The sequence below is a fragment of the Paenibacillus sp. 203 genome (assembly GCF_037027525.1).
In the GTDB taxonomy this organism is placed as follows: domain Bacteria; phylum Bacillota; class Bacilli; order Paenibacillales; family Paenibacillaceae; genus Paenibacillus; species Paenibacillus polymyxa_B.
Genome location: NZ_JAXCHD010000007.1, coordinates 266,735 through 292,328 on the forward strand (window position 1 = coordinate 266,735; position 25,594 = coordinate 292,328).

The 25,594-nt window shown below is 44.0% G+C and carries 19 protein-coding genes; 9 read left to right on the plus strand and 10 right to left on the minus strand.

What is annotated here, in order from left to right; all coding sequences use genetic code 11:
* Positions 1–45: 45 nt before the first annotated feature.
* The 3 genes from WA407_RS18085 to WA407_RS18095 all read left to right on the plus strand — a co-directional run bounded on the left by WA407_RS18085 (position 46) and on the right by WA407_RS18095 (position 4,255).
* On the plus strand, positions 46–786 hold the full coding sequence (locus WA407_RS18085) for a LytR/AlgR family response regulator transcription factor (protein ID WP_235307158.1): 741 nt from the start codon (positions 46–48) through the stop codon (positions 784–786).
* Between the two features lies 1 nt (position 787).
* Positions 788–2,089, plus strand: coding sequence for a GHKL domain-containing protein (locus tag WA407_RS18090; protein WP_336077953.1), 1,302 nt, complete (start codon positions 788–790; stop codon positions 2,087–2,089).
* Between the two features lie 123 nt (positions 2,090–2,212).
* Positions 2,213–4,255: a serine hydrolase domain-containing protein gene (locus tag WA407_RS18095; protein ID WP_235307160.1), complete on the plus strand. Its 2,043-nt coding sequence runs from the start codon at positions 2,213–2,215 to the stop codon at positions 4,253–4,255.
* A 112-nt stretch (positions 4,256–4,367) separates the two neighbouring features.
* On the opposite strand, the gene WA407_RS18100 is transcribed toward WA407_RS18095, so the two are convergent.
* From WA407_RS18100 to WA407_RS18110, 3 genes are read right to left on the minus strand one after another with little or no spacing between them, the layout of a single operon-like run.
* Positions 4,368–5,564, minus strand: coding sequence for a Ger(x)C family spore germination protein (locus tag WA407_RS18100; protein ID WP_235307161.1), 1,197 nt, complete (start codon positions 5,562–5,564; stop codon positions 4,368–4,370).
* Entirely contained in the window at positions 5,557–6,660 is a 1,104-nt protein-coding gene (locus WA407_RS18105) for a GerAB/ArcD/ProY family transporter (RefSeq protein WP_069292060.1), read from the minus strand. Before WA407_RS18105 ends, WA407_RS18100 begins: the two co-directional genes overlap by 8 nt.
* 24 nt (positions 6,661–6,684) lie before the next feature.
* Positions 6,685–8,364 carry a spore germination protein gene (locus WA407_RS18110; protein WP_336077955.1) on the minus strand — a complete coding sequence of 560 codons (1,680 nt, stop codon included), beginning with the start codon at positions 8,362–8,364 and terminating at the stop codon, positions 6,685–6,687.
* Positions 8,365–8,708: 344 nt separating this feature from the next.
* Between WA407_RS18110 and nirB the strand changes: the two genes are divergently transcribed.
* Positions 8,709–11,138, plus strand: a complete 2,430-nt coding sequence (gene nirB, locus WA407_RS18115) for a nitrite reductase large subunit NirB (RefSeq protein ID WP_336077956.1) — start codon at positions 8,709–8,711, stop codon at positions 11,136–11,138.
* 39 nt (positions 11,139–11,177) lie between these two features.
* Positions 11,178–11,507, plus strand: a complete 330-nt coding sequence (nirD, locus tag WA407_RS18120; protein WP_336077957.1) for a nitrite reductase small subunit NirD — start codon at positions 11,178–11,180, stop codon at positions 11,505–11,507.
* Between the two features lie 72 nt (positions 11,508–11,579).
* On the opposite strand, the gene WA407_RS18125 is transcribed toward nirD, so the two are convergent.
* From WA407_RS18125 to WA407_RS18135, 3 genes are all read right to left on the minus strand, one after another.
* The gene (locus WA407_RS18125) at positions 11,580–12,983 is read right to left on the minus strand and encodes an exosporium glycoprotein BclB-related protein (protein WP_336077958.1); all 1,404 of its coding nucleotides are present in this window, start codon (positions 12,981–12,983) and stop codon (positions 11,580–11,582) included.
* Positions 12,984–13,215: 232 nt separating this feature from the next.
* Entirely contained in the window at positions 13,216–17,106 is a 3,891-nt protein-coding gene (locus tag WA407_RS18130; protein ID WP_336077959.1) for an immunoglobulin-like domain-containing protein, read from the minus strand.
* Between the two features lie 45 nt (positions 17,107–17,151).
* Positions 17,152–17,493 (minus strand): phage tail protein, encoded by a 342-nt coding sequence (locus WA407_RS18135; protein WP_235307173.1) that lies wholly within the window; start codon positions 17,491–17,493, stop codon positions 17,152–17,154.
* A 238-nt stretch (positions 17,494–17,731) separates the two neighbouring features.
* Between WA407_RS18135 and WA407_RS18140 the strand changes: the two genes are divergently transcribed.
* The 3 genes from WA407_RS18140 to WA407_RS18150 are packed head-to-tail and all read left to right on the plus strand — an operon-like array spanning position 17,732 to position 21,748.
* Positions 17,732–19,432 (plus strand): spore germination protein, encoded by a 1,701-nt coding sequence (locus WA407_RS18140; RefSeq protein ID WP_254329044.1) that lies wholly within the window; start codon positions 17,732–17,734, stop codon positions 19,430–19,432.
* A 25-nt stretch (positions 19,433–19,457) separates the two neighbouring features.
* Positions 19,458–20,552: a GerAB/ArcD/ProY family transporter gene (locus WA407_RS18145; protein ID WP_235307174.1), complete on the plus strand. Its 1,095-nt coding sequence runs from the start codon at positions 19,458–19,460 to the stop codon at positions 20,550–20,552.
* Positions 20,549–21,748 (plus strand): Ger(x)C family spore germination protein, encoded by a 1,200-nt coding sequence (locus WA407_RS18150; RefSeq protein WP_061831256.1) that lies wholly within the window; start codon positions 20,549–20,551, stop codon positions 21,746–21,748. Before WA407_RS18145 ends, WA407_RS18150 begins: the two co-directional genes overlap by 4 nt.
* Positions 21,749–21,812: 64 nt before the next feature.
* Here the strand turns inward: WA407_RS18150 and WA407_RS18155 are convergent, their stop codons facing one another.
* Positions 21,813–22,361 carry a PadR family transcriptional regulator gene (locus WA407_RS18155; RefSeq protein WP_061831257.1) on the minus strand — a complete coding sequence of 183 codons (549 nt, stop codon included), beginning with the start codon at positions 22,359–22,361 and terminating at the stop codon, positions 21,813–21,815.
* Positions 22,362–22,528: 167 nt separating this feature from the next.
* On the opposite strand from WA407_RS18155, the gene WA407_RS18160 reads away from it, so the two are divergent.
* A complete protein-coding gene (locus WA407_RS18160; RefSeq protein WP_013308656.1) occupies positions 22,529–23,020 on the plus strand; it encodes a phenolic acid decarboxylase in 492 nt (163 codons plus the stop codon).
* A gap of 103 nt (positions 23,021–23,123) precedes the next feature.
* On the opposite strand, the gene WA407_RS18165 is transcribed toward WA407_RS18160, so the two are convergent.
* From WA407_RS18165 to WA407_RS18175, 3 genes are all read right to left on the minus strand, one after another.
* Positions 23,124–23,351, minus strand: coding sequence for a hypothetical protein (locus WA407_RS18165; protein ID WP_336077960.1), 228 nt, complete (start codon positions 23,349–23,351; stop codon positions 23,124–23,126).
* A gap of 271 nt (positions 23,352–23,622) precedes the next feature.
* Positions 23,623–24,012, minus strand: coding sequence for a winged helix-turn-helix transcriptional regulator (locus WA407_RS18170; RefSeq protein WP_061831260.1), 390 nt, complete (start codon positions 24,010–24,012; stop codon positions 23,623–23,625).
* 163 nt (positions 24,013–24,175) lie between these two features.
* Positions 24,176–25,519 carry a glycoside hydrolase family 30 protein gene (locus WA407_RS18175; protein ID WP_336077961.1) on the minus strand — a complete coding sequence of 448 codons (1,344 nt, stop codon included), beginning with the start codon at positions 25,517–25,519 and terminating at the stop codon, positions 24,176–24,178.
* Positions 25,520–25,594 lie beyond the last annotated feature (75 nt).

Genomic DNA, 25,594 nt, shown 5'->3' on the forward strand with positions numbered 1-25,594 from the left:
TACAATTCCATGATCAATGCAATGGGAACGAGGTGTATGTTATTTATGTATAGAGTGGCTATCTGCGATGATGAGCACAAGCAGAGAGAACTTGTTAAAAATATGCTGATTACTTTGTCGATAAAGACCAGTATAGAATTTAAAGTTGAATTATTCGACTCCGGAGAACAGCTGGTATCTCATTATCAAAACCATGAGCCTCCATTCCATATCTTAATATTGGATGTTGAAATGAATGGCATGAACGGAATTCAAACCGCCCAAAAAATAAGGAGTTTAAATCACCTGGATGAACAGATTGTTTTTTTAACGAGCTACCCTGAATATATGGTGGAAAGTTTTGACGTAGTCACATTTCAGTATTTAATAAAACCGATTGCTCCCCATATCTTTGAGGAAAAAATGATAAAGCTGTGTCAATATTTTCAATCTCTCGATAAAAAATTCGTTATCATCAAGTCAGCTTATGAGGAAGTGCTTTTAAAATATGATGATATCATTAGTATTGAAGTGGTCAAAAGCTTAACCATAAAAAACAAACTGCATTTTGTAACCTCTACTCAAACCTATGATAGCAAAGGGATTCTTTCGGACTATGCTTCAGCATTAAAAGAATATAATTTTCTACAAATTCATCGTTCGATTATTATAAACTTAATTCATGTGAAAAAATTTGCTGGCGGTGATGTTTTGATGTCAAATGATGTGAAGTTACCTATTGGGCGTTCTAAAATAAAAGAAGTTAAAGATCTATATACCAAATTTATGATCATGAAGATGCATTAATATGATGGAATATAATTCCCTGCTTCTTAATCTTTGCGTTGTCCTTGTTATGTGCTTTCAAGTGAATGTTTACTTTAACTCGGTTTTTGATAAGTCCAATCGAAAGCCGAACAGATTCGTGTACTTCATTGTTTTTGGGTTGCTGGATTCCTTATATTTAAGTGTTTATTTGACTCCTACGGTATCTTCGATTTTAGCATTACTTGTCATATTTAGTTTAGCGCAATCGTATACAGTGGAAATAAAGACAAAGATCATTTTTTCTATTCTTTATGCTGTATTGATAACCATCGTTAATTTTATATCTCTTTATATTTTATATGCTGTAGGCTCCGTTAAAATTAGCAACTTTAGCCATTTGAGTGGACAAGATCACTTGATATTCTCTAAGGTTATGTTACTCAGCTGCATTATCATGTTTGCTGTCATTCAGATTATACGGCTATTTGCCAAACGCAGAACCTTCCCTTTGCAGCATCGTTACTATATTTTATTTCTAATCGTTCCCATCATAAGTTTATACCAGGTCAATGTTTTATCTGTTTATAGTGAAAAGAATATGTATTATTTTGGTTCTATTATTGGCTTTATTTCCTTAAATGTTTTTATCATATATATTTTTGATAATGTCATTGAAAAATTTCAATTAATGCATGAAAATGCTCAATTACAACATCAGATGGACTACCAAGATGCCAACTACGAAAAAACGGTTCACAGCTTCAAAAATATAAAAAGAATCATTCATGATACACACCAACAGTTTTTGTATATTGAAGAATGTATCAAGAGAAATGAATTGGCAGAGGCGAGTGAACATATTAAGGTTACCTTAAATAAAATCGAAGGAGCATATCAAAGGGTTAATACCGGTAATCTGGTTATAGATGCCCTTGTCACGAATAGTCTTAATATTGGGCAAGCCAATGGCATAAAGATAGATACCCAACTTAACTTATATTCACAGAAAGTAAATATTGAACGTTATGATTTATGTGTAGTTCTAGGGAACATGCTGGATAATGCCATAGAAGCATCCAAAAAGGTCAAGATTGCCGATGACAGGTACATTCTTATTAAAATACATTCCAATGAGTCTGCGCTTTTCATTCACATCCTTAATCATGTGGAAAATGAAGTGGCTCATTTGCATAGTCAAAAATCAAATCAGGATGTTCATGGCATTGGCTTAACCAATATATCTAGAATATGTGACAAATATGGTGGGAATATGACCATTGAAACGAAAAATAAAGTATTCAATAATATGGTTTTATTGCCATTTTATAAAGACATTCCTTAGACATTATGTTGTTTAGGGATTGTTTTTTACGTTTAAGGGTGTTTTTTTATATAGAATCCTCGTTCATTGTATGATCAGGTCAGTAATAAAGCCTGGTGAAGCTATAAGAGGAGGAAATATGGAATGAAGAAAATAATAGCTGTGTTCGTTTCTGCTATGCTTTTTGTACTGCCGATGACGAATACTTTTGCTCAAGGCACTGCTGAACCCATCAAGGAAAAGGCTCGCAGTCTAGCCTCGGAGCTGGTATCCAAATACGGTGCTAGCGGTGTGCAGTATGCCATTATGGACCAAGGAAACATTGTATTATCGGATAGCGTGGGTGTAAAGAATAAAGCAACCAACGAGCCGATCACCAAAGATACGATGTTCGGTATAGGCTCTACAAGCAAAATGTATGTATCTGCTGCAACGATGATGCTGGTCGATGCCCATAAGGTAGATATTGATCAGCCGCTAACAACATACATTAAGGACTTTAAAATGTCTGATGAAAGATACAAACAAATTACACCCCGTATGCTGTTAAATCATTCGTCAGGTCTTTACGGTGCTCACTATAAAAATAGTATGTTATTTAATGACAATGATACAGAAAATCATGATGAGCTCTTGCTAAGGTTGCAATCAGAAACTTTAAAATCAAACCCTGGCGAATATTCCGTATATACCAATGATGGATTTCAATTGCTTGAAATATTGGTTGAGCGGGTGAGCGGTCTAAGTTACACCGATTTCCTGGCAAAGCATATTAGTACCCCTTTAGGTTTGAAATCTACCAAAACACCTCTCGATCAATTTGATAGACAAAAGCTGTCCAAAACTTATTTTCCTGCGGTTGAGGGGGCTTTACCGGTTGAAAATGCCAATGTCATCGGGACAGGGGGCTTATACTCCACCGCAGAAGAGGTGGCTATGTTTTCAGAAGTATTAACGGGGAACAGACCCGATATTCTATCTGCACAATCGGCGAAGTCCATGAAAAGTCATGAATATCGAAATGGAATATGGGTACCTGAAGAGACAAACAGCTTTAATTATGGACTTGGTTGGGATGCGGTTCAGTTGGCACCGTTTAGTGATTACGGAATAACTGCGCTATCCAAGGGTGGGGATACTGTTTTGTATCACTCTACTTTGATCACCATACCAGAGCATCATATTTCTATGGCTGTGCTTTCATCTGGAGGGTCTTCCATCTTAGATAGTATTTTTGCTTCTAACATTTTATTGGAAGTTTTAAAAGATAAGGGCATCATTAAAGACATCATACCGGAGAAAACATTTGAGCCTCCTGTAAAAGTGGAAATGCCATCTGATTTACTTTCTTATTCGGGATTATACGGTTCTGTGGGTACAACCATCAATGTAGAGATTAAAAACGGTGAGTTTGACTTACCTGCTTTCTTGGATGGATTCGTCCCGGCGCAAAAATATGTGTATACAGGCAATGGACAATTCAAAAGCAATGATGGCAGTGTAGCCATAAGCTTTGACAAACAAAAAAACGGGAAAACGTATATTAAGGCTAACCTATATTTAAACATTTCGGGATTAGGTCAAATGGTTATGGTGACTTATGAATATCAAAAGCTAGATGCCAATCCTGTAAATCCCATAGTTAAAAAGGCATGGGAAAACAGAAACGGGAAAAATTATTATGCTTTGGATGAAAAGATATCTTCCATATTCTATCTGGCCCCCTCATTTATAACGAAAAAAATATCCTTTGATCATGATGGATACGCAAGTGGTACTAAAATTGTGGATGAGAATAAAGCAGTAAATGCCGTTGAGATTCCTGTTATGAGTGGAAGAGATGCATTTGATCTGAATTTTTATACCAAGGATGGTTCGGAGTATTTAACCATAGATGGACAATCCTATATCAGTGAAGATGCTGTTAAACCTATCTTGGGAGGAAAGTCAGTGTACACCATACCATCTAATGGCCAAGCCACATGGTATAAAATAGATAAAAACTCAGCCAATAAAACGATGACCGTTGATTTTCCAACAAGCGGAGGGTTCGCTGTCTATGATGAAAACGGAGCGGTTGTACAATTTTCAACTGCTAGCAATAACAATTCGATTGTACTGCCCAAAGGCGGCTTGATCGTTTTGGGCGGCAATGCAGGGGATGTATTTAAAATCAATTTGAATTAAGCATGTAGCCGCTTCTGGAAATTCAGGAACGACCGTTGCAGCGTTGAAAGGTTAAGAGATAACCGCGAATCTTAAGTCGAATTGGCCTTTATATAAGACCAATTCGACTTTTTCATTCCGCAGATGAGCCTAAATCCGTAATGGATAATTTTATATCGAAGGTTACGGGTATTTTGCTGAATTTGTAATCCCAATCATCCTTTACTTTTTTCCACACCTGAGGTTTCTCGATATGCAAATGATCACCGAAGCCGGCAACATCGACTTTATATTCTGACTGTAATTTGTGCATAACAGACTTAATCCTGCGAGTCACTTGTTCTTCAAATTCTTTCTCTGCCTCTTTCATGTTTCGTGTCTCAGTCGGGTCCGCTTTATCATCCCAGTTTTCGATTAGACGTCCTTTAGATTCAATTTTTACGTGGAACGAGATATCGTTGCCCTCGGTCACCTTGGTTGTTATTTTGCTTTTTACCGATTTGATTTCGTAAGTTATGGCTTCATTCCGCTTGTCATACGTTTTGACAGCCCCACCTTTAACATCACCGGTAATCCATCCAATACTCTCCACGTCTTGTTGTCCCAAAGTACCTATCCAGTGACCGGTATCTCCTTTAATAATCCCGGCACCTGAAAATTCTAATTCTCCATCTGATTCAGTGATGTTCTGTAATATATAGCTTTTTTTGGAGTGCATCAACCCATCCAATTCAGACAAATTGACTCCCCTCATTACCTTGCTGGTTCTGAAATGGTTACGAAGCATATACAAAATATGAATGGATGGGACCTCGTCTTCATATTTGGTAACTAAAGTGCTAGCTGCTCGATCCTTGCTTAAGAAGACCAAACAACTCGGGCGAATATCATTATCACGTAGCACAAAATCCATTAATTGCTGCATCGTCTGTTCTTTCGCCAAATCGGTGGCAACCACCATGACCTTTAGATGGTGACCAATAACCGGGCGATCCAAACGGAGAGAGAGTTGTCGAAAGATTTCAAGCAGAGAATCCCCGGTGGCTGCTATATTTACATAATTTGGTCCTTGTCCGCCACCGCCTTGCTGCTCTGTGCTTCCGGATGATTTTTTGGGGACGATTTGTAAACTGGCGGTAATTTTATTTTTCTTGAAGTAACGACTGCCTTTCTTTTCCAGATTCTGCTCTAAAGGAGTAAGCTCCCCCTTATCCAGAGCCAGTCCTGTATATATGCTGAGCTCTTCTACTTCTTTGCTGCTCCAGCAACCGATTTGAGTTATAAGTAGAATGAAAGCAAGCAGCAAGGATAGCATAGGGCGTCTACACATTTTGCTTCATTCCCTTCTTCCTGATTATGAACACGATGGAGAGAAGTACCGGAACGAGAACAAATATAACGATTCCCATGTATCCGATCGCATCGCCTAGACTAAACACTTCCATCATACGAACAGGAGTCATTGTAGAGATAAAAATAATTGGGATTAAGCCAAAAATCGCATAACGATATTTAAGACCGAACACCTGTGAGACCCCTAGGGAAGCATTGAAGAAGAAACTGCAGAAATTACAAAACATTTGCATCATCCAGATCACTAGCAGAGGAAACTCAAGCCGCTCAAAAAGAAAACCGGGGATTTCAAAACTGCGCATCAAATTGATGGTAGGCCAAGTACTTGTCACAGTGGAGTCCATCGATAACCCGCCGATCACCATAACTACGGTCAAAAAGTACAAAATTAAGGGGATACTGATCCCCACTACCATGGCCTTTAATGCTTTCTCAGGGTATTGTAAAAAAGCGACCAGTGTCATGACGACTTCACATCCAGAGAAAACAAGAATAGTCGATTTCAGACCCTTGATGACAGGTAAAATCCCCTCACTCAGTACAGGACGAAGATGATCAATCTCAAAAATCCTTAAGCTAAAGACAAAACAGAGCAGCAGAAAAAAAAGACTAATTGGAAGTACAATCTGGTATAGCCGAGCGATGGGATTAATGCCGCCAAAAACCAAATAGCTTCCTACCCAGATGAATGGAATAACAATCGCCCAGATCGGAGTGCCTTCCAGCAGAAAAAACATGGTCACTTCAGCTAAAACCCGAATCTCAAAGCCGGCGATGATTAAAAAATATATAATCAATAACACACTTAAAAATCCACCCGGAATTGTGCCCACGATTCTTCTGGAATATTGATACACGGTGTTTTCAGGAAACTGTTGACTTAATTTCACCATGAGCCAGACGACCAATATGACAATACATCCACCGAGAAGGACAGAAAGCCATGCATCAGGAGTCTGTACCTTTTCAGTTACACCTCTCGGCAGTGTCAAAATCCCCGCGCCCAATACGGTATTGGTCAGGAACACAGCCGCCTGCTTGGTTGTGATCTTATCATCAGAGCGTCTAAACACCATAGCTCCTCCTTCGTCTTGGCATCATGGCCTACGTTTGGTTTGCTGAGTTTTCATCATAAGAGGTCTTCTTTTCATCATAGATATAGGAGCTCGAATATACATATCCTTCCAATCGCTTAGGCGCATAGGGGAAAAGGGCGTTACATACGGTACGCCAAAGCTTTTTAATTTCGTCAGATGGATACAAATTAACAGAAAGAACAATATGGTTCCTAACATGCCCAGGATGGCTGCAAAGAGCATGCCGACGAAACGCAAAAGACGCAAGGTAATACCCGCACTGTATGTCGGTATTGAAAACGAAGAAATGGCAGTAACCGCAACCACAATTACCAGGAAGGGGCTAACGATGCCTGCATTTACAGCAGCGTCGCCGATGACCAAGCCTCCCACAATGCCCATCGCAGGACCAATGGGTTTGGGCAAGCGAATGCCGGCTTCCCGTAGGATTTCGATAGAGATTTCTAAAATCATAACCTCAATGACGGATGGGAAGGGGACGCCTTGACGGGTTTCGATGATGCTAATGACCAGCTTGGTCGGAATCAAACCGGGATGAAACGATATAAAAGAGATGTACAAAGCAGGCCCCATAAGCGCTATAAAAGCCCCGCTAAAACGCAACAGCCGTAAAAGTGTTCCTGGAATCCAGCGCTCATAATAGTCTTCAGGTGATTGAAGCAGCATACTGAAGGTCACCGGAACAATAAGTGCAAAGGGAGTCCCATCCAGCAAAATAGCTATTCTTCCTTCCAACAAAGCATTAATGACACGGTCGGGACGCTCTGTGTTGTGAGCCTGCTGGAACGGACTTAAATAATTGTCTTCAATAAGTTGTTCCACATAACCGGATTCAGCCAAAAAATCCATGTCTATCTTTGAAATTCTGCGGGTTACTTCTTCGAGGAGATCTGGATTCACAATATCCTTTATATACGCGACAACCAGATCTTTTTTGATTCGGCTTCCCACTTGAAATTTCTTCATTTCCAGACTTTTGTTTAAGCCTTGGCGTCGAAGCATCGAAGTATTTTCACTTAATACCTCCGTAAAACCAATGCGGGGACCCCGAAGTAATGCTTCAGAGGTTGGTTCATTGACGGAGCGAATGGCGCCATTGGGCGAGCCCACCAGCAGTGCTCCCTTCATTCCATCAATTAATAAGGCAGTATGGCCTAAAAGTATAGACTCCTGCAGGTCCTCCATATCAGCAACTTCACTAATTTGCGTAAGTGGCATCAAGTTATCTTTTATAAAGGAGTTACTTATACTTTCCTGCTGTTCCTGTGGGTCCTGCTGGCCCTCGTACATCAAGACCTCCAATACCTGCTTGCTCATAAGCTTTTCATCCTGCATACCTTCTATGAAGATTAACACGGACCGAGCATGATATTTCTTTACTACAAACTCACGAAAATGCACATCACTATTTTCGCCTATAGCCTCTCGAATCGACTTGAAGTCGGAATCATAATTCCCTGTAATTTTGGAGCTTGGTTCATGCTGTTGATCAGCGTGGCCTTCGTTATGTTCGTCGGAAAGCGGACGATCAGAAGAATGTTTGGATTTTGCTCCCTTACTGCCAACAAACGAATAAATCGATGTGTTTATATAATAAATTCCTAAAGGAATAACCAACGCGAGGCCTGCTTGAAAGAGTGTACTCCAGCTTGGAATATAAGAAATTATTTTAGACCACATGATGATCACCTCCATACGATTCAATTCATGTTTCCTTAAGATACAAGTTGTTCCTAAAGTATTCCTTATAAAGGTTGCAATTACTCATTAAATGGAAAGATTCGTTCGATGAATTGGGCAAGTGATGTATTTAATATTCCTGAAATTTGATTTCAGCTTCTTACCTTTATCCCTTGAAACGGAATAGGGAAATCCCTAAATATTCTTAATTTGAACTACATTGTGATTCTAGTCACATATAGCTCTATCTGCTGTATTAGAATAGAAGCATAAGCAATATTCATAGGAACGTAGGAGATGTCGTCGGATAGGGAGTATCGTCGAATGAATGGAGGAACCGGTATATGATAAACAGTAAACAGAAACTTGTGGTTATAGGGAACGGGATGGCTGGTATCAATACGGTCGAACAAATTTTGAAATTAACGGATAAGTATGAAATTACGGTCTTGGGAAATGAGCCGCATCCGAACTATAACAGGATCATGCTCTCTTATGTACTAGAAGGCAGTAAAACGATTGATGATATCATACTGAACGATTTGCAATGGTATGCGGATCAAGGGATTACTTTGTATACAGGAAAAATGGTGAAAAGCATCGACGGTGAGAACAAGAAGATTCATACCGAAGACGGACTGGAAATTGATTACGATGTAGCTCTGGTAGCTACTGGCTCACAATCATTTATTCTGCCTATTCCGGGTAAAGAATTACCGGGTGTCATCGGTTTCCGAGATATCGCCGATTGCTCGGCAATGCTTGAGGCAGCGAAGACCTTTAAAAAGGCAGCGGTCATTGGTGGAGGTCTGTTAGGGCTGGAAGCAGCTAAAGGCTTGGTCAACCTGGGAATGGATGTTACGGTCGTTCATTTAATGGAGGATTTGATGGAACGCCAGCTGGACCGGGAAGCCTCTGCGATGCTGAAAGCAGAACTAGAACGCCAGGGAATCAAGTTTGCTATGCAAATGCAAACTGCGGAGGTGTATGGTCAAGATCGGGTACAAGGGCTGCGGTTTTCAGACGGAAGCGAGCTAGAAGCGGATTTGGTCGTTATGGCCGTCGGGATCAAACCTAATATTCAGGTGGCTGTGCAAAGTGGTATGGAAACGAACCGTGGTATCGTAGTCGATGATTTGATGAGAACCTCCGTGCCGGATGTATATGCTGTAGGGGAATGTGTTGAACACCGTGGAACCTGTTACGGTTTGGTAGCTCCGCTGTTTGAACAGGGGAGTGTCATTGCCAAACATTTGGCAGGCGCGGAAACTGAAGGTTATATGGGATCGGTAGTTTCTACCAAGCTCAAAATTTCAGGGGTGGATGTTTTCTCAGCTGGCGAATTCATAACCCAGCCTGAACATACGGTGATTGTTGCAAAGGATGAGTGGAAGCGCACATACAAAAAAGTGCTGCTTCGTGAAAATAAGATTGTTGGAACTGTATTGTTTGGCGATGTAAGCGAATCTGCTAGTCTTCAAAAATATGTGCGTCAGCAAACATTGATGACAGATGAGATATATGGACAGATCATGGGTACTGGATGTAGTAATCACGGGGCGAAAACATTATCCGCTGAAACGATGGCGGATGATGAAATTGTCTGCGGCTGTAACGGTGTGACTAAAAAGGCGATTGTGGATGCAATTAATGATAATGGACTGACCACAGTCGATGAAATTAAGGCATGCACCGGAGCAACACGTTCCTGTGGAGGATGTAAGCCTGTCGTTGAGCAAATTTTACAATATGTTCTTGGAGACAGCTTCAAGACGTCAGCCAAGCAAGGAATATGTGGTTGCACAACATTGAGTCGGGACGAGATTGTGGAAGCGATCAAAACCAAAGGGCTGACAACAACGCGTGAAGTTATGAATGTACTGGGTTGGCATAATGATGAAGGATGCTCCAAATGCCGTCCGGCGCTGAATTACTATTTGGGAATGATTAACCCGGATACCTATGAAAATGAGGGAGATTCCCGTTTTGTAAATGAGCGATTGCACGCAAACATTCAAAAGGATGGAACGTTTACAGTTGTTCCTAGAATGTACGGCGGTGTAACGACCCCAGAAGATTTGAAGAAGATAGCAGATGTTTCTCTTAAATACAACGTTAAGGTCGTTAAAGTAACAGGAGGACAGCGGCTGGATTTGATCGGTGTTCGTAAAGAGGATCTGCCTAAAGTATGGGAAGAACTCGATATGCCGTCGGGATATGCCTACGCGAAGTCACTTCGTACGGTTAAAACCTGTGTTGGATCGCAATTTTGCCGGTTTGGCACACAGGACTCGATGGGAATGGGAGAAGTGTTGGAACGAAAATTCGAACGACTGGATTTCCCAGCAAAATTCAAATTAGCAGTTAATGGATGTCCACGCAACTGTGCGGAATCTTGTACCAAAGATATTGGGATCGTAGGCAACGATGGGGGCTGGGAGATCTTTATCGGTGGTAATGGCGGTATTAAAGCGCGGTTGGCTGATTCACTCTGTAAAGTAAAAACTGACGCTGAACTGATTGATATTGTAGGAGCCGTGATGCAATTCTACCGGGAAACAGGGCAATACCTGGAACGTACTTCGGAGTGGGTGGAACGGATCGGTCTGGAAGAGATTCAGAAGGCTGTCGTTCAGGATACAGATCATCGACAAGCTTTAGTAGAACGCATCGAATTTGCACTACAACAGGTGGAAGACCCGTGGAAAAAGATCATCAATGATGAGGATACACGCAAAAATCTATTTGAGGTTGTCACTCCGTCTATTGTGTAATTGTATCTAAAATGCCTGAGGAAGGGAGCGATCAAGCAAATGATCAAAAATGCCGAATGGCTTGTCGTCGGTCACAGTAAGGATTTTCCGATTAGAATAGGGCGTACCATCTATATCAAAGGTGCTGAAATTGCTGTTTTCCGCACTTCGGAGAATGAGCTTTATGCCGTTGAAAATATCAATCCTCATCCCAAAAGAGGTCCTCTTACAGAGGCGATAGTATCTGGTCATTATATCTATGACCCTTTATATGACTGGAAAATTGATCTGAAGACAGGCATCGTTCAGGAGCCTGATCACGGACAAGTTAAAACATTCGCCGTTTGTGAAGAGGGAGAAGAAGTTAAAGTATCACTCGAAACGGTTTAGTCCGTCTGATGGAATACAAATAAAAAAGGGCTCGACAGGAACAATCCTGTAGGGCCCTTTTTTCGTCTCGGATCAGGTAATGGTAACGCCTGCACTTGCATAACCTACGATAGTGTTTACGAGGGAAAGTCCCGTAGCTGTTGCAGAGAAGACAAGGAGCAGACGAGTCTGTGCGGTTACCGGTATAGCCAACCCGGTAGTAATACCGCTAGAGATCGTTCCCAAAGCAATAATGCCATCCAGTGGAGGGGCCAATGTAACGATAGCTCCGGGAACTGCTGTGAAGGTATTATTAGGTGTTGTGGAACTAAACAACTGGGCAGTAATCGTCGCAGTTGAACCCACGAGAGTTAACGCAGCTGTTGTACTGAAGTAACCAGCAATAGATGTAATTACGCCATCCCGTGGTACGGAAAAAGCAAAGTTGATCAGAGGTCCTACAAGTGTACCTGTGAGGTCAATGGTATCGCCTACGAGGCTAATCCCTGTTGCTGAGCTTCCAAAGCCGATCAAACTGGTGGTTCCTACCACCCCGCCAAGAACGGTTGTCAGGATAGCAGGTCCGCCCGAAGCAAACGGAATGATGGCTCCCGAACCGGTCGCTCCAGTAACACCAGCTGTGCCCGTGGCTCCGGTAGCGCCAACCGCGCCTGGCAGCCCATCAGCCCCGGTCGGTCCTGTGGCTCCCGCAGGCCCGATCAATCCATCCGCGCCCGTAGCGCCCGTGGCACCTGTCACACCCCCGGCAGGGCCCGCAGCACCCGTAGCGCCGACAGGTCCGGCAGGGCCTTCCGGTCCAGCGGCCCCGATAGGCCCTGCGGCGCCAATAGGCCCAGCTGCTCCAACTGGTCCGGCAGGCCCCACAGGCCCGGCAGGGCCGACTGGTCCAGCCGCACCGATAGGTCCAGCGGCGCCGATAGGTCCGGGAGGCCCGGGAGGCCCTTGTGGGCCTGGTCCACCTACTGGTCCAGGCACACCGCCGGGTCCCGCAGGTCCAGGAGGTCCTTGTGCACCGGGCTCCCCTGACAAGTATGTTTCACCTAATACGTTGCTAACCGTCTTTCCAGCGATTCTGATCGCGCTGATTAAGCTGTCTTTAAGAGCAGGATCGAGGGATTCTTGTAAAACGATGGACAATAGGGCATCCAGCAATTGTTGCAGTGCAGTACCTACGCCGATCGGAGAGAAGGGTGTAGCTTCTAACGCAACAATAGCAAGCTCCAGCGCTGCCAGTAAGTCTGCCTTAACCCCGCCTCTAAGTCTTAAGCTTTTCGCCAGAGACAACAAACGTCTTAAAATCTGTTGCAAGGAAGATACATTAGTCGCAGAGGGGGTTGCGAATACGATGGGGATGATCGCGGTCAATTCATTAATCAGTCTGAGAAGATCTTCGATACTTCTATTTACTCTTGTTGGTTTACAGTCTTCGTCTTTTTTTGAAGCACCACTGAACCTGAACGGTTTTTTATGTTTCATGCTCAAATATCTCCTCCTCATTCTTCCTACTGTAGAGGTGACAGGTGGTTCATCGCCCCGCTTCGCAGATATTCATAATATATTTACTGAAGCGAAAAGGGTGAATAAACAAGCAAAAATGATTGTTAAAGGCTTGTACATAAAATATACATAAAAAAATACGGCCCCCAAAAAGCATGGAGGCCGCGTTGTATGTGCGTATACTCATCTGATCTATGAAGCTTAAAACGTCTTATTTAAGAATACGTACCAGCAGTTCAGCCATCTCACCTCTGCTGATAGCCGCTTTTGGCTTGAGTGTTCCATCTGGATAACCGCTGATCCAACCGGAGGATACTGCATTCTGGAATGCTGCGGAGGCCCATGCTGCAATCTGCTGCTCATCCTTGTAGGATTGCAGTGCAGCAGTGCTGGAAATGGATGTCTGATTCTGCATCGCGTGTGACAGGATCACCATCGCCTGTTCACGGGTAAGACTGTCATCAGGTCCGAAAGTTTGAGCGGTTAGCCCTTGAATCCATCCCTGGCGATGAGCAAAATCCACGGCTGATCCAGCCCAGTGTCCCTGCATATCTGTAAATGAGGTAGAAGGGCTCTCATCTCCAGCAGTTCCCAATGCTCTGGTCAGTATGGCTACAAATTCTGCACGGCTTACAGCGCGATCAGGGCGTATGTTTCCGTCTTTATAGCCTTGTATCCAGCCTTTGTCTGCAAGAGATTGCAGGGACTTCGCTGCCCAATGGCCTTGTACATCCGGCCATACCTGAGCTAGCACTTGTGGATCTGACGAATTGCTTGGGTCATTTTGCACACTGGCATTATTGGTTTGAGTCTTGGCGTCTGTGGCGACGGCAAAGGTACCTAACCCGGTCGTATTCAGACTCACACCCGACAACATCCCTTTTGAATCCATTACAGCAGTCCCTTTTAGAATCTCACGCTCACCATTCTCATGAATAACAACAATGGAGAACTGGGGCTCTGTATTGTGTAACTCACCTAAGGATTCGTTATCCAGCGGTAGAATGATCGACGAGGTCCCAGTCACATTGGCTTTGATGTCTGTAATCGGACCCATCAGCGTCAGGCTGGATTGTTGCTCGGCCCAATCACGGATCTGCTGTGCACGTTGTACATCTGCCTGCTGGAATGACAATGTAACGTCCTGCTGGCCTGAGGCCATGCTGGCTAAGGTGTCACTGGATATCAACAGTGTTCCATATCGGGATATTACCGATGCACCAATCTTATCCCATTTATTCAGTAAAGAATGAGAAAGGATAACACGACTTAGTTGCTTCTCCTGCTCCAAACGAATGTCTGCGTATGCTTTGCCTTCGCGAAGTGCTTGCTGTATCTGCTCATCCAGGAATGCCGGCGAAGGAACAAAGAGGGAAAACTCTTTCCCTTGTTCGGAAAATCCGATCTGTGGTACGAAAGCAGATACATCCTCATTCTTATCTTTGTTAGATTTGCCTGTGTTCGCAATTACCTTGGCAGGGACGGTGACTTCTATGGCTTGCGTCAAAGCATGAGAACCATCGCTTACCCTCATAACATCCAGCATGATAGTTACAACGGAAGGAGTATCTGCTTGAATAATAGTTCCGTCTGTACGCACGATGTCTGGCTGGCTACTGCTGCTGATGGTCACACGGAAACCATCAGGTACAACAGGCAACCTGAGCAGTGTATCACTTGTTGTAGGAGCTGCTACGCTTGTGATGGAATCCGCAACGCGCTGCGCGGTTAACCCTTGCGGATACACTAGCCCTGACGGAGCACTCTTCATGCCATTTACGTTCTGCAGCACATAGTAGCTGGCTCCTTCAGGAACAGGTGTAAATGTATATCTTCCCTCTCCCGAAGCAATCCCTTCCGCTATAAGCTCCTGCTGGGCATTGTACAGCTCAAGCCGTGCGCTCGGCAACGCGCCTGTAACGATCACTGAGGCTATATCCTCAGTGCCTGCTGCGGATGTAACAGCACGAGGCAGCACGTTTATACGGCGTTCTGCCGGTTCTGCCGTCCAGCCCCCATTGTCGCTATAAGCATAGTTCAATACGTATACGCCAGGTACATTTGTATCGACATTCCCGCTACCTGAAAGCTCAGGGATCAGGATATTGCCGTATACGCTGTCCAGTACGCTGGCTCCTGGATCAGTGAAGCTATCGCCGGTTTCCAGAACAATCGGATTGCTGCCGTTCAATCGTACGTAAGGTGTATTCGGTAATGCCTTCAGTACTGTGATCGTGAATGTTCTTTGTACAGAAGCTGCACCTTTAGAAATAATGGCCATTAATTGTACATTCACATCACCATCTGTATATTTAGGCCGATTCACCTGACCGCTGTTGCTGAGGATATCTGGTTGATCCGAAGACCAGTCGATCTGGGTGTCAAATGCTCCTGTACGAGGCAGAGCGATGGAATCCTTAATCCCTTGCGGATAATCCAGATTCAGTGTATTTGCTGCCAAATTTACGGCTTCATCAGCGCTTACAGGCAGTGCGGGCACGAGCAGGCTAAATGTTTTTCGTAGCTCAACCGCGCCTCGTGATACAACTGCTTCGAGCGTGATGGTCTGATCGCCCTGTACATAGCTTGGGAAGGTTACATGCCCAGTATGATCCAAGAACTGGGGTTGATTCGATGACCATGACACCTGAACACCATTCAGAGCATCTTTTGGCAAATATACGTCTCCCGTTACTGTCGTTATCGGCAGTTCAAGTGCTCTGTATGCTGCGTCTACGGCTTCAGTGTCGCTCATCGGCAGACGGAGTACGTGTGCAGTAAAATCCTTTGTTTTCGTTAAGCCTGCAAGTTGCAGGGTAGCCGTTAGGGTAACATCCGTATCTCCACTGTTATAGGAGGGTCTGGTGAGTGTTCCATCTGCTGCAATGACAAGAGGTTTGGACGAGGACCATTCGATCTGCGCTCCGGCATAACCGGATAAAGGAAGAGAAATATTTTCTGTTAGCGCAGACAAATCGCCAAGCGAGAGGGTGTCTGCTGCTTGATTTAATGTATCTTGAGCAGTGATCTTCGCTACGGTAACCTCAAAAGTTTGGGTATCTGAGGCGCTTCCCTTCGCAATCATTGCTGTCAGTTTTACTTTTCGGTCACCCAGATCATACTGCGGGCGTGTGACAGCCCCCTCGTTCGTAATGATGTCAGGAGTATCCGAACTCCAGCTCACCGTCGTATCATTCAACCCAGCGAGTGGCAGCGTCAGCTTTTGGGTTACGGAATCAGCTGTATCTCCAGGTGCGAAGCCTAATGCAAGAGCAGCTTTTGCCTGTGCAACTCTCTCGGCATCGGAAAGTATGTTCACTTTAACCTCTGAGGGAGTGCTCTCCCCCTTAGCATTCACGGCCTGAACCGTGTAAATTGCTTCACCTGGCGGCAATGCTGAAGTATCTATGAATTGAGTTAAGTTACCTGAATAAAGCGTTACACTATCTCGTATGACTTTGTATGAAGTTGCATAAGGAACAGCATCCCAGCTTAACTCCACTGTATTTCCATTTTTGGTTCCTGTAAAATGACCCGGAGTCTGCGGAACGGGCAATCGCTCGCCATAAGCTGCGAATTCCATGATGGAAGCCCATTGATTGTTTCTCGCATTTCCTTGATCAATATATACTCGCAAGTATCGTGTAGTTACAGGAGTAATGCTCTTTTCAACATTAGAGCTCCCATTATTCTGGACGGTATCCACAGTCACCCAATTACTTCCGTTGCTGCTTGTTTGCAATCGGAAACTGTATGGATCACGCTGATCATGCCACCCATAATGGACACCCATACCTGTAACAACGTATCGATCTACGATATACCAGTCTCTCAGATCTACCTGAATCCATTTCTCACCATTGCTGGCTTGATACCAGCGGCTTGTCGGTTCGATTGACCCATCCACAGCTCTGGAGGGATCATAGGGCTGGCTATAGCCACTGGATGTGGCTGGCTTATTAAGTACCGCATTTTCCCAACCGGCAGCGTGAACCTCATTCGTCCCTATGAGCAGGAACGTACCGCCGATAAATGGCAGCAATGGAACCAGCAAGCGATAAGGTTTAAAATTGTTGCGTGTGAAGTTATTGCCTTCGAGCACGCCATCACCTCTTCTTCATTAAGTAGCACACCATTGAACATTTCATTATGGACGGGACGGGAATCCTCCTACGGTTGCAATGTAGTAATCTACATTCGGCATTGGAGAGGCTCCACGCAAATCAGGCAATGCAAATGTGGTTGTTCCATTCCCCCCAAAATTATTACCCAATAGACTGAACAGTGCTGTATTTTGCGAAATAGATAAGAGCTGACCTTCACACTTTAGCCATCCATTGGGAGCGAACGTGTAAGGATACATCGTAATTTCCCCAAGATAAGGTTCGGTCGATGCTTGAGCCTGCTTGGGACTGATCGCCGTTCCCCCTAACAAAATGACCGCTAACAAACTCAACACAGCGGCTTTCTTCCCAAAATGATTCTTCATACCTACAACTCCTTTTTAGATTCGAATAATGGCCCACGAATTCAACAAATTTGTGACATTAGTCATAGAATGAATAGATATTATCATGGAATTCCACTTTTGGCACTACAGTTCATCTATCAAATTCGCCTTTTTATTCCTTTTGTGAGTAAAGAAATTTATTCCATTGTCCATGCATCTTTTTTCTAATCCAGGTAAATCTATATACAAATCATCTGGAAGTGAAGGAGGAAAGAGTGTGTGGCAGGTCATCGGAACTCATATGCCTAAATGGAACGTGTGGATGGAAGCCTTCTTTTTATCCATCGTACCTTTGATTATTTTTCTGACGGTACGACAAATCAGAGCGATGGATGGTCGAGAGAGCAGACGTATGGAACGATTAAAGCTTTTAGAAGAAGAAGACCGTTCGCAGCATGCAGATCATAATCCGTCTGTAAGTGAGGCTGAGAAGGAAAAGGGAACCTTTACCGAAGATTATGAAGCCAATGTAGCAAAAATCAGACAAGCCGTCACGGATATGTCGGACGTGAACGAACGATCCATTTTTCTGGAAAAATTGAACGCTGTAGGCACACTTTTTTTTGTGGATGGATTAACAGACAAGGTTGGCATGGATCAGAACATACTAAAGCCGCTGATGGATTGGGGCAGCTCCGGACAAGGCGGGGAGGATCTCCCGAGAGGGGAAGAACTTCGGGATATGTTTATTCGTCAGGTCATGCTGGTATCGGAGACTCAGTACACGTTAGAGGTGCAGTTCTCCTTGCAAAAGGTGCTATTCGGTTCAGTCATACTCATGATTCAGGGTATACCGGGTGCTTTTGTGCTGGGCACACCCAAAGGGAGTACACGAGGGGTGGAAGACCCCATATCGGAATCGGTGCTGCGAGGACCGCGAGTTGGTTTTACCGAGACCCTCAGCGACAATACGGCAATGCTGCGCAGACATGGAGAAAGTACAGAACTGGCCATGTCGTCCTTCAAAGTGGGCAAAAGAGTGGAAAAGCAGCTGATGGTGGTGTATTTCAGAGACATTGCCGATCCGGAGCTTGTGGACGAGGTGAAACGGCGGGTTCAAACTATTGATATGGATGAGGTATTGGAGTCGGGCTATGTGGAGCAGCTTATTGAGGATAATTTTCTTAGTCCCTTTCTGCAAATCCAAAATACGGAGAGACCGGATCGGGTCATGGCTGCATTGCTGGAGGGACGTGTGGCGATTCTGCTGGATGGTACACCTTTTGCGCTCCTTATGCCTGTAACGTACGGGATGATGCTTCAGTCTCCCGAAGATTACTATGAACGATGGATACCGGGGTCGCTTATTCGATTTCTTCGTTTTATGGCAACTACGATATCTCTGTTCGCCCCGGCGCTCTATATCTCCTTTATCTCGTTTCATCCCGGACTGATTCCAACCAAGCTGGTCATTTCCATTATCAGTGCGAGACAGGGGGTTCCGTTTTCGACGCTGATTGAGGCCCTGATTATGGAGATTTCCATCGAAATTTTACGCGAGGCGGGACTACGGCTGCCCAAACCCATCGGTCCAGCGATGGGCATCGTCGGCGGTCTGATCATTGGACAGGCCGCTGTTGACGCCGGGATTGTAAGTCCGATTCTCGTTATTGTGGTAGCAGTCACAGCGATTTCTTCCTTTGCCTCCCCTGTATACAGTGCAGGGATCTCTATGCGTATTCTTCGTTTTGGGGCCATGTTCACGGCGTCTATCTTTGGTTTGTATGGAGTGATCATGTTTTTCCTGCTGCTGAGCATTCATATGGCTAAATTACACAGCTTCGGCGTGCCATATCTTAGTTTAACGGTCCCCCGTTCATTGAAGGACTGGAAAGATTACTTCTTGCGAGCACCGCTACAATTTATGAAAAACAGACCCATTCTATTGAAGCATAAAGACCCTAAGCGACAAGGATGAGTTCAACAACACAGGAGGGAGCAAGATGGCCCGTGGGAAAAAAATGGATAAAATTACAACGCTACAGACGACGGCAATTGTGCTTTGCTTTATGCTGGCAGCCGGGCTGCTTACTCTTCCCAGAGTAGCCGTTGAAACTGCAAAAACACCGGATGTATGGATGTCTGTCATTTTAGCAGGGGCTGCCACTTTCCTGTTCGGATGGATTATAGTCAAACTAAGTTCACGGTTTCCAGAAAGCACCTTTTACCAGTATGTTCAGCGGATAACCGGCAAAGCCATCGGCAAGGTGGTGGGCATGTTGTTCGTCATCTATTTTATTTGTATAGCTGCATATGAAATCCGATCTGTGGAGGAAGTAACGTCGTTCTTTTTGCTTGAAGGAACTCCAGCGTGGGCTATTTCAGCACCCTTTATGTGGATCTCTCTGTATCTTTGCTTGGGGGGGATAGGCACGTTGGGGAAAATATGCCAATTTATATTCCCGATTACGGCGTCTATCTTTTTGTTAATATGCTTGCTAAGTTTGAATATTTTCGAATTGAATAATTTGCGTCCTGTTTTGTCCGAGGGTGTGATGCCAGTGCTTAAAGCTCTCAAGACTACAACCCTAACCTTAACGGGGACAGAATGCTTGCTGTTTATTCTTTGTCGGATGGAAAAACCAAAGAGAGCAACCAAGGCAATCGGACTGGCGATCGGGATCTCGACCGTTTTTTATATAGCTACGCTGACCTTATGCATTGGTGCCTTTTCGGTGGAAGGGGTTATGAGCAGAACCTGGCCTTTTTTAGATTTGGCCCGCAGTTTTGAAGTGGAGTATCTGTTATTGGAACGGTTCGAATCCTTATTGTTGACCATTTGGATCATGCAAATTTTTGCTACATTCAGCATAGCTTTTTATTGCGCCTCGCTCGGAGTTTCTCAAATTTTGAATAGCTCTTATTCCAAGGTGTTGTTTATTTTGCTCCCGATCATCTACGTCCTGTCCCAAATACCCAAAAATTTGAATGAGTTATTTTCTTTTGGAACGATCATCGGGAATGCAGCATTCGTTTTATTTGCTCTACTTCCATTGCCACTCCTGCTTATTTCTCGCTGGAGGGGTGTGGGGTCATGATGAAGTTCCGTTCAGGAATACTCGGAATAGCGGTTCTTCTAATATGCAGTACACTTTCAGGTTGCTGGAGCAGCTCTCCCGTGGAGGATCTAAATCTGGAGACAGGCATTGCTATGGATATAGCGACAGAATCTTCACAAGAAGAGCAAATTAATCAAAAAGGAGGAGATTATCCGAAAAAAGAGTTAATTACGGGAACCTTTCAATTTATCATCCCAGAGGAAAGCGGCGGTTCCAATAGCTCCTCACCGCAAGCTAAAAAATTTTTTAATATTACAGAAACAGGGGATTCCGTTTTTGAGATGTTAAGAGAAATTTCATTGCGAACCAACCGACCGCCCATTGGGCAACATTTGAAAACGATTATTATCAGCTCCAGTCTGCTTCGCAAGATCCCGTTGTACGAGCTGCTGGACTTTTTCTTGGGGGATAATGACATTCGGCTCAGCGTCCAGCTACTGATTAGTACAGACAAGGCGAGCAATGCGCTTCAGGAAAAAACTCCTGGTCAAATTCCTGCCTATATCTTAAAGGATATTTTCCAAAATCGTAAACGGAACGCACGGTTGATAAAACCCGTGGCTTTGGTTAAAGTGGTCGGGCCCATGAAGAGTAAGGGAAGTTTTATATTACCCAATGTCATTTCGACGGAGAATGAAATCAAGGTCGCAGGTGCGGGGATCATCAAAGGAAAGACGCAAACATACGGTGGTTTTCTGAATGAATCAGAGGTCGAGGGTCTTATGTGGATCAAGGGCCAATTGGTTGGAGGCGTGTTGAAAGGTAACGATCCTCAAACCGGTAAAAATATAGCCTATGAGATCAAAGCAGTGAAAAGCAGGATCAAGGCCATCGTTCAGGGGGACGACATTTCCTTCCAAGTAAAAATGACCTCAGAGGGGCGCGTTTCCGAGGTTTTTAACAAGAAAGAAAATTTGCGCAGCAACGCTGTGCTCGGACAAGAAGAAAGTATCTTTCAGGAGAAAGTGAATTCATTAGCTGAACAAACTGTAGCCAAAATGCAAAAGCTGCAGGCTGATGTCGGAGGTTTCGGAGAAGCCTTGAGGATTCAGCATCCTAAAGCTTGGCGTAAGGTCAAAGAGGATTGGGATACCACTTTTAGTACCATTCCCGTACGTTTTAGCACAGATATCCATATTGAAGATTACGGCTCTTCGATTACGACGGCAGACTAGTTTGTATGTACTTTAGAAAAACCTTCAATACCACGAATCTACGTGGCGTTGAAGGTTTTTTAGGCTATTCAAACAGGGATAGTGTATCTTCCAGCCACGTAATATAGCTTTCTTCCCGATTAATGGCACGGCTCAGCACCAGATAATGCCCGAATTGATTAGAACCTGGGGCCTGAAGGTTCTCGTCCTGCCGTTGGAGGGATTTCTTACTTTCGTACAGATACTCCAGCTTCTCTTTACGTTTGGTTATCTGGTCCTCGAACAATCGCTTGTTCTCTTCCTTGGGGATGGCTGCTGAGAAATACAGCATGAGCATAAACTCATCCTTTTCCGTTTCTGGTAACTCTTTGGGACTTAGAAGCCATTCGGTCAGTTCTTGGGTCCCTTTGGGGGTAATGCAGTACAGCTTCTTTTCCAGCTTGGCTCCTGTAATGGAGGTGCGATATTCAATAAGCTCCTCTTCGGTCAGCCTTTTTAACTCAGGATAAATCTGACTGTGTTTGGCGCTCCAAAATTGTCCGATTTCCTTCTTGAATTGACTCGTAATATCGTAGCCGCTCATTTCCTCTTTATGAACCAGGCCCAAAATGGCGTATTTTAATGTGCGTTTCAACGTAGCTCTCCTTGTCAAACGTTATTTGACACTAGTATACCATAGTGCTACAATTTATATGTATTTAAAAACATGTTTAATATTACATGTTTTGAATTGAATGTTTATTATCTTTGGTCTCCTATTCAATTCATAAAAACTTATAATTTAGGAAAGAAGGATGCAAGATGGACAAGTTTATCGGCAGCCACATGATCTACACTTATGAGAATGGTTGGGAGTACGAAATATATATTAAAAATGAAGATACGATCGATTATCGCATTCATAGTGGTATGGTAGGCGGCCGCTGGGTACGTGATCAGAAGGTCAATCTGGTGAAGTTGGTGGAAAATGTGTATAAAGTATCGTGGACCGAACCGACAGGCACTGACGTTTCTCTGAACTTTATGCCTGAGGAAAAACGTATGCATGGCATTATTTTCTTCCCTAAATGGGTTCATGAGCATCCGGAAATCACTGTGCGCTATCAAAACGATTTTATTCCGCTGATGGAAGAATCGCGTGAAAAGTATGAAACGTATCCGAAGTATGTGGTTCCTGAATTTGCAGATATTACATTCATCGAAAATGCGGGTGTGAACAACGAACAACTAATTTCCCAAGCACCTTACGCAGGAATGACAGACGATATTCGTGCAGGTAAATTGCAAGTGTAATCAACTCTATGCTGAAAGTGTAAAAGCCTGGCCTGTGATAAACAGTCTCAGGCTTTTTTACGTGAACTGGAAAGTGGATTGACAATGGAGTTGTGGACGATATCTAGAATGAATAGTAGACCAGGTCATGCTCGATGAGATAAGAACGACTAATCCGAGGGGGGAGGATGGTCACCTTGAGGTTACACGACATAGTAAGCAAGCCACAGCAATGGTGTTGATAAGGTTTTGAGTCAGGAAATTGACGATAGTCGTATTGAATCATTTCCATGGAACCAATGCGTAATTGGGTCGCTTGGGACGTTGTGGGCTGGGCAAGCGTCATGCTCATGCTAGAACGGCCTCCTTCTTGGATTCACTGTAAATAGGGATGGAAGAATCCTACGTCACAGAGGATGTAATGTAAATCACGGATACAAGTGTAAAATGGGGATATGTAGCGAAAAACGAGCTTTAATGCCAATGGAAACGGATACTTGCATCCATTTCTTTTGTTATCTTGGGGAACGTCTTTATATCATAAAAAAACAACCCCAGATCTCCCCAGGGTCGTCTCTACTAAAAATATAGTTCAGCATTTCGCAAAATGCTTGTTTTGCTGATCACACGGGTGTGACGTCCTGAATTTCCTCTTCTTCTTTCCAAATCACATTCTCTCGATAGTTTGATCCCCAATCGTACATTGCTCTCAGTACCGGAATCAGGCTTTCGCCATGCTCTGTCAGTGAATATTCCACATGCGGAGGGACGACAGGATAGACTTTACGCAGAATGAGTTTATCTTCTTCCAGCTCACGTAATTGGTTGGTCAGCATTTTTTGCGTAATGTGGGGGATTAGCTTCTTCAATTCACCAAACCGCTTGGTGCCTTCCATACCGAGATGCCACAAAATAATCAGCTTCCATTTTCCACCGATGACCGCGAGAGTCAATTCCTTATCACAATTAATCAGCTTCAAATCTATCCGGTCTTTTACAGTAGTGATATTCATCGACCTCCTGTCCGTAGTTATTCCAAGTATACTATCTATAGCTACTATACGCAAAAGGATATACATCCATTTTGGAAACTATGCATATGCTTGGGCACTTATAGACTGGACAGGGGTACCTAATGATGTGTGCAAGACTGGAAGAGTCCAGAAATCTGCGGTGTTAAGAAGGAATCACAATAGTATTAAAGGACTCCGGCTCCATCTCCAAGCGGTGTGTTGTTTCTCCGAGAGACAGATTCAGCACACGTGATTCCTTGAACGGATTGGCGATGACTACCACCCTTTGCCCGTCTGTATTTTGAAAAGCAACTGCATTTCCAGTCCATGAGCCACGAAGTCCTATGCGTCGGGCACCCGGTAATACAAAATGAGAAAAGTGCTTCATGACGTAATATTCCGGGTTCAAGACAGGTTTTCGATCCATCGGATCAACGGTGATCATCGAATTTTGCTCCCAGCCCCATGTACTCTTGCCTTTCGGTTCCAAAACCATATTCCAGTAAATATAAGCATTTACGCCATTGGTGAAGTAGTGCTGGTACAGATTATATACATATTTGGCGTAGTCCCATGAGTTTTCTCCGTTCCCGCATTCATTTTCTGTTTGCATGTAACGAAGCTCAGGATAACTGGCAACGGTGCGCTGAATGGCATTTTTGCCTGCCCACTGGTAGCCTACGCCTTTAATATATTTGTAGGCCTGAGGGTCACTCAACACGGTATGGGCATACTCATCGAATCCGGTCGAAGTCTTCTTCATTAATTCCTCCCACGGATCGGGTGCGTTAATGGTGCCCAGCCAAATTTCCGTATCCAGTCCGTGTTCCTCAAAGGCAGGACCCAAATAGTCGCGAATAAATTCACGCAGTTGCTCTCCGGTCCATACACAGGAAGGGAACTTCTGATCGGCAATGACTTCATTTTGAACATGAATCTGATGAATTGTAATACCTGCCTCTCGATAAGCCTGAACAAATTTGACAAAGTATAATGCGTACGCTTTCAAAATATCCTTTTCCCAGCGCAGCGTGCCGTAATTATAGGCTTTCGGTGATTTCATCCATGTCGGCGGGCTCCAGGGTGAAGCGAACAACTTCAAGTCCGGGTTGAGTTGTAACGCTTCCCGAATAAAAGGAATGAGATATTGCTGATCACGCTCAGTGGAAAAGTGTTTCATCTCCACGTCACCGTCTGTTTCATTGTGGCTGTACCACTCCAGCGCGTAGTCACTCGCTCCAATAGGAAGTCGGCAAATCGCAAATTTGTGCTCGCCCGCTGGATGAAAGAGAGAATGAAGCACCCGATCTCGTTCGTCTTTTTCCAAATGGTTCAGGGCCACATAACCTAATTCATTAAAACAGCCACCAAATCCTTCGACAAGCTGATGTGTTTCTCCCGTAAAGATTAGATTGGCACTCTCTTGAGTATCGGTCAAATGATGAGCTTGGGATTGCCAAGTTTTAGCTTTGGAAGTGGAAAACCACTGAATGGTTTGATTACTCATGTATTACCCTCCTGTTCAAGCTTTTTGTATCTCTTCTTATTATAAGGTAGGATCATAGGAGATGAGATGGTCTGA